This is a genomic window from Arachidicoccus sp. (assembly GCF_050436765.1).
Lineage (GTDB): Bacteria > Bacteroidota > Bacteroidia > Chitinophagales > Chitinophagaceae > Arachidicoccus.
Genome location: NZ_JBNQGD010000243.1, coordinates 1 through 6354, shown reverse-complemented (window position 1 = coordinate 6354; position 6354 = coordinate 1). Strand labels below are relative to the sequence as shown.

The 6354-nt window shown below is 36.3% G+C and carries 6 protein-coding genes and 2 pseudogenes; 5 read left to right on the top strand and 3 right to left on the bottom strand.

Going from position 1 to position 6354, the window contains the following annotated elements; translation table 11 throughout:
• The 5 genes and pseudogenes from ACQR30_RS10665 to ACQR30_RS10645 form a co-directional block, all read left to right on the top strand.
• Nucleotides 1–364, top strand: a pseudogene (locus ACQR30_RS10665) (aspartate kinase); the annotation flags it as partial.
• A gap of 67 nt (nucleotides 365–431) precedes the next feature.
• Nucleotides 432–1046, top strand: a complete 615-nt coding sequence (locus tag ACQR30_RS10660) for a hypothetical protein (RefSeq protein ID WP_429734860.1) — start codon at nucleotides 432–434, stop codon at nucleotides 1044–1046.
• A 20-nt stretch (nucleotides 1047–1066) separates the two neighbouring features.
• Nucleotides 1067–1360, top strand: coding sequence for a winged helix-turn-helix domain-containing protein (locus tag ACQR30_RS10655; RefSeq protein ID WP_429734858.1), 294 nt, complete (start codon nucleotides 1067–1069; stop codon nucleotides 1358–1360).
• Between the two features lie 51 nt (nucleotides 1361–1411).
• A complete protein-coding gene (locus ACQR30_RS10650; RefSeq protein ID WP_429734856.1) occupies nucleotides 1412–2809 on the top strand; it encodes a DUF4173 domain-containing protein in 1398 nt (465 codons plus the stop codon).
• A 40-nt stretch (nucleotides 2810–2849) separates the two neighbouring features.
• Nucleotides 2850–3212 (top strand): DUF4870 domain-containing protein, encoded by a 363-nt coding sequence (locus ACQR30_RS10645; protein WP_429734854.1) that lies wholly within the window; start codon nucleotides 2850–2852, stop codon nucleotides 3210–3212.
• 149 nt (nucleotides 3213–3361) lie between these two features.
• Here ACQR30_RS10645 and bioB read toward each other — a convergent pair whose 3' ends face one another.
• The 3 genes and pseudogenes from bioB to ACQR30_RS10630 all read right to left on the bottom strand — a co-directional run.
• On the bottom strand, nucleotides 3362–4459 hold the full coding sequence (gene bioB, locus ACQR30_RS10640) for a biotin synthase BioB (protein ID WP_429734852.1): 1098 nt from the start codon (nucleotides 4457–4459) through the stop codon (nucleotides 3362–3364).
• Nucleotides 4460–4604: 145 nt separating this feature from the next.
• Entirely contained in the window at nucleotides 4605–5348 is a 744-nt protein-coding gene (locus tag ACQR30_RS10635) for a dienelactone hydrolase family protein (protein ID WP_429734850.1), read from the bottom strand.
• A 24-nt stretch (nucleotides 5349–5372) separates the two neighbouring features.
• Nucleotides 5373–6354 (bottom strand): annotated as a pseudogene (locus ACQR30_RS10630) (hypothetical protein); the annotation flags it as partial.

Here is a 6354-nt window from a genome sequence, read left to right as displayed (position 1 = left end):
ACTCCCTCCGGTCATTATCCTAAAAAACAATCAGGCATTAATTTCCTTAAGGACACTCGATTTTTCTTTTATTGAAGATGAACCCATGCATAAGCTTTATGCCATTTTTAATGAACTCAAAATAAAACCTAACCTCATTCAAACCGGTGCCATTGGTTTGCAAATCTCGGTAGACGATATTGCCGAAAAAATAGACGGTTTTGGTCAAAAAGCAAGTTTATACTTCGACGTACAAATCGAAAAAGGGCTGAGCCTGCTGACACTCAGACATTACAATGATGAAACACTCCAAAGGCATTTAATAGGCAAAGAAAAAGTATTAATGCAGCAAAACGAAATAACGATTCAAGCATTGTATAAATAATTTTTCCAAAATAAATTATTTGGAGAAATAAATATTCTATATTTACTTTGTAATTCAAAGTACTTTTATGAAGAATAAACATCAGGAAGACTTATCACATATCCGCGCGATGATGGAACGCTCCTCCAGATTCATTTCATTAAGTGGTCTATCCGGTATACTAGCGGGCATTACTGCATTGGTGGGCGTAGCCATTGGTCTATATATTTTTCATCTACACGGATATGCGTACAATTTTAGTGGTCGAGCTGTATACTCCACTAAGATAGTGAGTCAGCTTGTGGTTACCGCCATTATAATTTTGTTGCTTTCCATTTTTGGAGGCATTTATTTTACCATAAGGAAAAGTAAAAAGGAAGATCTTCCAATTTGGACAAATACAACTAAGCAACTTCTTATCAATTTATTTGTCCCACTTATTGCAGGCGGTATATTCTGTTGTGCATTATTGTATCATCAGCTTTTTATATTTATCACTCCCGCAACGCTATTGTTCTATGGATTGGCGCTTATTAATGCAAGTAAATATACCTACGATGAAATTTATTATCTGGGAATTTTTGAAATTATATTGGGATTGGCGGCCGCGTTTTTTCTTGAAAAAGGCCTGCTTTTCTGGGCCATTGGTTTTGGGCTCCTGCACATCTTATATGGGATAAAGATGTATAGAAAATATAATTAACCTCCTACCCTTTTTGACTAATGAATATAATTCAATCTTTAAATAAAGACTTTGAAAGTCGCGTCAGGCTTGGCATTATGTCCGTGTTAATAGTCAACGATTGGGTAGATTTTACTGAAATGAAAGAACTTTTGCAAATCACCGATGGTAATATGGCAAGCCACTCGTCAGCCCTGGAAAAGAAAAATTACATCGAAACAAAAAAAGAATTTATTAACAGGAAACCTAAAACCTCCTATAGAATTACTCAATTAGGAAGAAAAGAGTTCACCAATCACATCAATTTACTGGGAAAATTAATTAATCAAAAATAAAAAAATTTGTTCATTTACTTTGTAATTCAAAGTACTTTTAAATTAATAAAAATGAAACCTCTCTCCAAATTCAGCCAATTTATTATCAGCATTTTGCTGTACGTTGCATTGTTTTACAACCAGTATTTAGGGATCAATTACAGCCTCCTGTGTTTGTCTTTATGGCTGCTCTCCTACTCAAATACAACTCACGAGAAGCGCTCTAAAGTGTTTTGGTTGCTTTCTTTGGCAGTTTTTATTTCGGCATTTTCTTTCGCTTGGTATGGCGATCCGGCCTCTTTTATATCCTTATTTATTTCCCTATTTATAATGGGTATATACACACAATATCGCCAGGTAAAAATCATCACTTACCCGGTACTCGCGGCTTATAGTTTCGCGTCTTTTATAGTTCGTATATTTTTTTTTAGCAAATGGCTGCCCCATGTAAAAGTAAATAATAAAGCAAGCAAAAAAGCGATCGCTTATTTTGTTATTCCCACTTTGCTGCTTACGCTGTTTACAGCCATTTACGTAGTCAGCAACAATACGTTTAGTTCCTTTTTCACAAACATACGTTTCAATTTTAATGTAGAATTAATTGTATTCCTTAGCATTTCCGGGTTTTATTTTATGTTTAATTATTGGTTTATGATGCCCCCAAAACTAATGCTGGAATTAGATGGAAAATTGAATAACCATCTGACTTATGAAGCTTCTCAACAATTCAAGCCAACTTTCGATTTTTTGGAAATAGATTTTGAACGAAGAAGTGGGGAAATTTCATTGGTACTTTTAAACCTACTTTTAATTGTTTTTATTTTCACTTATGACTATGAGCAACTGGGAAATATATCCATAAATACCAATTTAAGTGGCGAATTACATCAAAGCATCAATGCCCTTATAGTTTCTATCGTGATGGCCATTAGCGTGATAATGTTTTACTTTAAATCGGTTTTCAATTTCGATCAAAAAGCAAAGCACCTAAAACAATTGGCTTATTGTTGGATAGCTTTAAATATGCTCCTTACCATATCGGCCATTTCAAAAAATACAGAATACGTTTTTCATTTAGGGCTTACATTCAAAAGAATAGGCGTTTATATTTTTCTACTCCTTTGCGTTATCGGGTTGATATTTACTTATTTAAAAATAAGAAATAAGCTGTCCAACTACTTTTTAATAGGTAAAATGTTTGTCGTATTCTTCATTACAATTGTCTTAAATTGTACCATTAACTGGAGTTGGCTAATCACAAAATATAATCTCACTTATATAAATCATGAAAAGGAGAACTATTGGTATCTCAAAAGCTTAGGCTTTAACCAGCAGCTCCTCTATAATCATTTCAGAAACGACACAAAATGGAAGGAATATTTTGAAAATGAAGAACAGGATATTAGTGACAAGCAACAAAGAAGTTTCTTATCAAAATCTTTTTATTATGAGCACCTCAATTTGCGATAAGATAAGAATTTTTCCTAACTTTCCTATCAAATTGAAAGCCATGAATACAGAAAATTCTTTCCTCGGTACGGATTCAGAACCAGTAATACCACCTACAAGCGACGAAAAAACACTCGGCTTATTGGCGCATATCATTACGCTGATCAGCACGTTTATAGGGCCACTTATTATTCTATTGGTAAAAAAAGATGAGTCTTCCTTTGTTACCCATCATGCCAAAGAATCTTTGAATTTTCAGATTACCATGGCACTGGCGAGTATCATTTTATTCATCAGCATCATTGGTATTTTACTACTTTGGGTAGTCGGAATAATGACATTGGTCTTGGTGATTGTAGCCACTATTCGTGCATCGGAAGGCAAATTATATCGCTATCCATTTTCCATTAGATTGATTAAATAATTTGTACATGCTCCGTAAGGCCCAGAAATTTTTCGTGTTTTGGTAGTCTATTAGTTATACAATTATATTCTATACAAAACAAAAAACTCCTGCCAAGCAATCATGCCGCACAGGAGTTTTTGACTTATTATTCTTTATTCTTTTAGTAATTACAATTGCACCTTTCCCTTTTCTTTAGCCAATTCGTTGCGCTCAATCGTATGCGCAGGTCTTGTCCATTTAGGATTTTCACCTAGTGCATGGAAATGCGCATCTTCTGCATCTACTACTTCCCGTTTCGGATATTTTTCGAAGGGAGTTTGGGCCACAATACCTAGCTCATCAAACATTTTTTTATCCTGGTTAATATCTGGATTCGGCGTAGTCAATAATTTATCTCCCGCGAAAATAGAATTAGCTCCAGCCATAAAACAAAGTGTCTGCCCTTCGGGCGACATAGAGGTTCGCCCAGCGGATAAACGCACCTGTGTTTTGGGAATTACAATGCGTGCTGTTGCGACCATACGCACCATCTCAAAAATAGAAACAGGCTCTTGGTCTTCCATTGGCGTACCTTCTACCGCTACCAATGCATTAATAGGAACACTTTCTGGCTGTGGTGTCATATTGGCCAAAATACGCAACATATCACAACGATCTTCTATCTTCTCGCCCATCCCGATAATACCTCCGGAACAGACGGTAATGGAAGTTTTACGCACATTATTAATGGTCTTTAACCTATCCTCGAAGCCACGTGTAGATATGACTTCTTTATAATAATCTTCAGAACTATCAATATTATGGTTATACGCATATAATCCGGCCTCCTCTAATCTTTTCGCCTGATTTTCGGTAAGCATTCCCAGCGTACAGCAAACCTCCATATCCAGACGGGTAACCGTACGTACCATATCCAACACTTGATCAAAATCTTCGCCATCTTTTACGTTCCGCCAGGCGGCGCCCAGACATATACGTGAAACGCCATGCTGCTTTGCACGCAATGCTTGTGCTTTTATTTGATGCACGGGCAGTAATTCGCTTATTTTTACTTCTGTATGATATCGTGCGGCTTGTGGGCAATACGCACAATCTTCGGGGCAACCACCCGTTTTTATTGAAATCAGCGAACTGATTTGTACTTTATTTGGATCATGATGTAATCTGTGTATTTGTGCCGCTTCATACACCAATTCCAACAATGGTTTATTGTAAATGGCTAGAACTTCTTCCTTCGTCCAGTTTGTTTTTATTGTTTCGATCATGGCACAAATGTAGTGAGTTTTGCTAATTGAAACACATAATTATTTATCAAATTGACCTAATACAATGTCTACTACAAAATCATCTAATGATGCCTGCTGAAAAAACGGTCAAATAACTTTTAATGAAAATTTAAAAAAATCACATTTAAAAACTCACTTCTAAAAAAGCATCTTTCAAAAATCCTTTTAACGTATCAAAATGATGTTCGGAAGCTACCCTATCATACGCATGGGAATCTGGTACAGAGAAGCCATGTTTCACACCGGGATATACTTCCATTCGATAATCAATGTTATTCTCTTTCAAACTATTTTCGAGTCTTAGTTTCTCTTCATCGGTGAAGTGCGGGTCAATTTCGGCAATACCCACATAGATTTTTGCTTTCATTTTAGATGCAAGCAAATGTGGACTATCCGGTTTATCGGTGGCAAGTCTTGCACCATGAAAAGAAGCCGCGGCAACAATCTGATCAGGGAATGTTCCGGCCGCACTCAGCGAGAAAGGTCCCCCCATACAATAACCGGTGCAAGCGGCTTTTTTGCCCGTATTTTCCTGCTTAAATACAAAATCGAGATAGTATTTTGTATCAGCCATTACCTCTTGCATCGTAAGGGATTGCATGGTCTGAAGCATCTCATTTCTCCTCAACTCTGACTTGGCAGTAACCGATGGCAAAAATGATATTTTTTTCCCTTTTCGATAGTATAAATTCGGCACCAATACATAATACCCCCAGTCTGCCATTCTTTGCGCCATTGCAAATAGTGAATCACGCACACCAAAAACATCCATGTAAAAAATTACCGGAGCAAGGCTGCTTTTATTTTCTGGATAAAAAGCGTAACCATCTGTAACACCATCTGCTGTTTGTATTGCAATTTCCTTCATCGTTTTAATCCTTTAATTTTTATATCATCTCCCTTTTTCAAATAATTTTCTTCTTATTTCTTGGACCGGCACATGGCTAATTTTACTTTCAAGCCAAGATTTAATATCCAGGTACATAAACGAACGCGTTTCCAAAGAATTATTCTCCATCTTCTCCAATTGCTCTTTCAGAGATTTAAAGGCGGCTAAAAGCTTGGCCGGAGAAAATTTGAAAGACTTTCTTAAGAAAGAAAAAATAGCTTCTTCCACTGTACTCAAGTTTTTCATATTGGCCATAAAACGGTAAACAGATTTAAGAAGATATTCTAACAAATCATAGTTACCCAATTCATAATGAGCAATCAAATGCAGCAATCTCGCATAACATTGCAAGTCCGTCCGCAGATCCGACTTTTGATGAATTATTTTATTCAAATAATCAATGGCTTTTTCGTTGTCACCACTGCCGAAATACAGACAGGCAATCTTATAATAAAACACCAACACACGGTGTGTATCTAAATGCAGTTTATATTCGCTCAGCTTTTCTTCAATATAGGGCACCATCTCCGTGCCTTTGGAAAAAGTTCCCTCCAAAAAATGCTTATTTATCTTAGCGGTATATAAGTACATAAATACTTGTATCCTAATATTGGCAGTACTCTCAGCAATTTTTGTCTTGCTAAAATCTTCAAACAAACGCAGCACTTCATCAAATTTTTGGAAGCTATTGGTGTCAAAATGAGCACTCAACAGGTTATGCAAAGCCTTTACAAAAAGCACCGGCTCTATTTGCTGCATTTTGGGATCCTTGACAAAAATGTCCACCCATTTTTGTGTATAACGATAAAACATGGGCAAGTCTTGCAAGATGAAATTATACCAAGAATAAGATTGATATAAATACATTTTTTCATAAAAAGACAAGCCGCTTTCGTTTATCTGAGGTAGATTGGTTTTAAAGAAGAGATGAACCGCCGTTACGTCCTTCTCATCGCGCGCGTGTCCCATCTTTATATACCAACCA

What these genes read in the sequence shown, in the direction of transcription:
- ACQR30_RS10660 (WP_429734860.1), top strand. Translation starts at nt 432, where the DNA reads ATGAAGAATAAACATCAGGAAGACTTATCACATATCCGCGCGATGATG.
- ACQR30_RS10655 (WP_429734858.1), top strand. Translation starts at nt 1,067, where the DNA reads ATGAATATAATTCAATCTTTAAATAAAGACTTTGAAAGTCGCGTCAGG.
- ACQR30_RS10650 (WP_429734856.1), top strand. Translation starts at nt 1,412, where the DNA reads ATGAAACCTCTCTCCAAATTCAGCCAATTTATTATCAGCATTTTGCTG.
- ACQR30_RS10645 (WP_429734854.1), top strand. Translation starts at nt 2,850, where the DNA reads ATGAATACAGAAAATTCTTTCCTCGGTACGGATTCAGAACCAGTAATA.
- bioB (WP_429734852.1), bottom strand. Translation starts at nt 4,459, where the DNA reads ATGATCGAAACAATAAAAACAAACTGGACGAAGGAAGAAGTTCTAGCC.
- ACQR30_RS10635 (WP_429734850.1), bottom strand. Translation starts at nt 5,348, where the DNA reads ATGAAGGAAATTGCAATACAAACAGCAGATGGTGTTACAGATGGTTAC.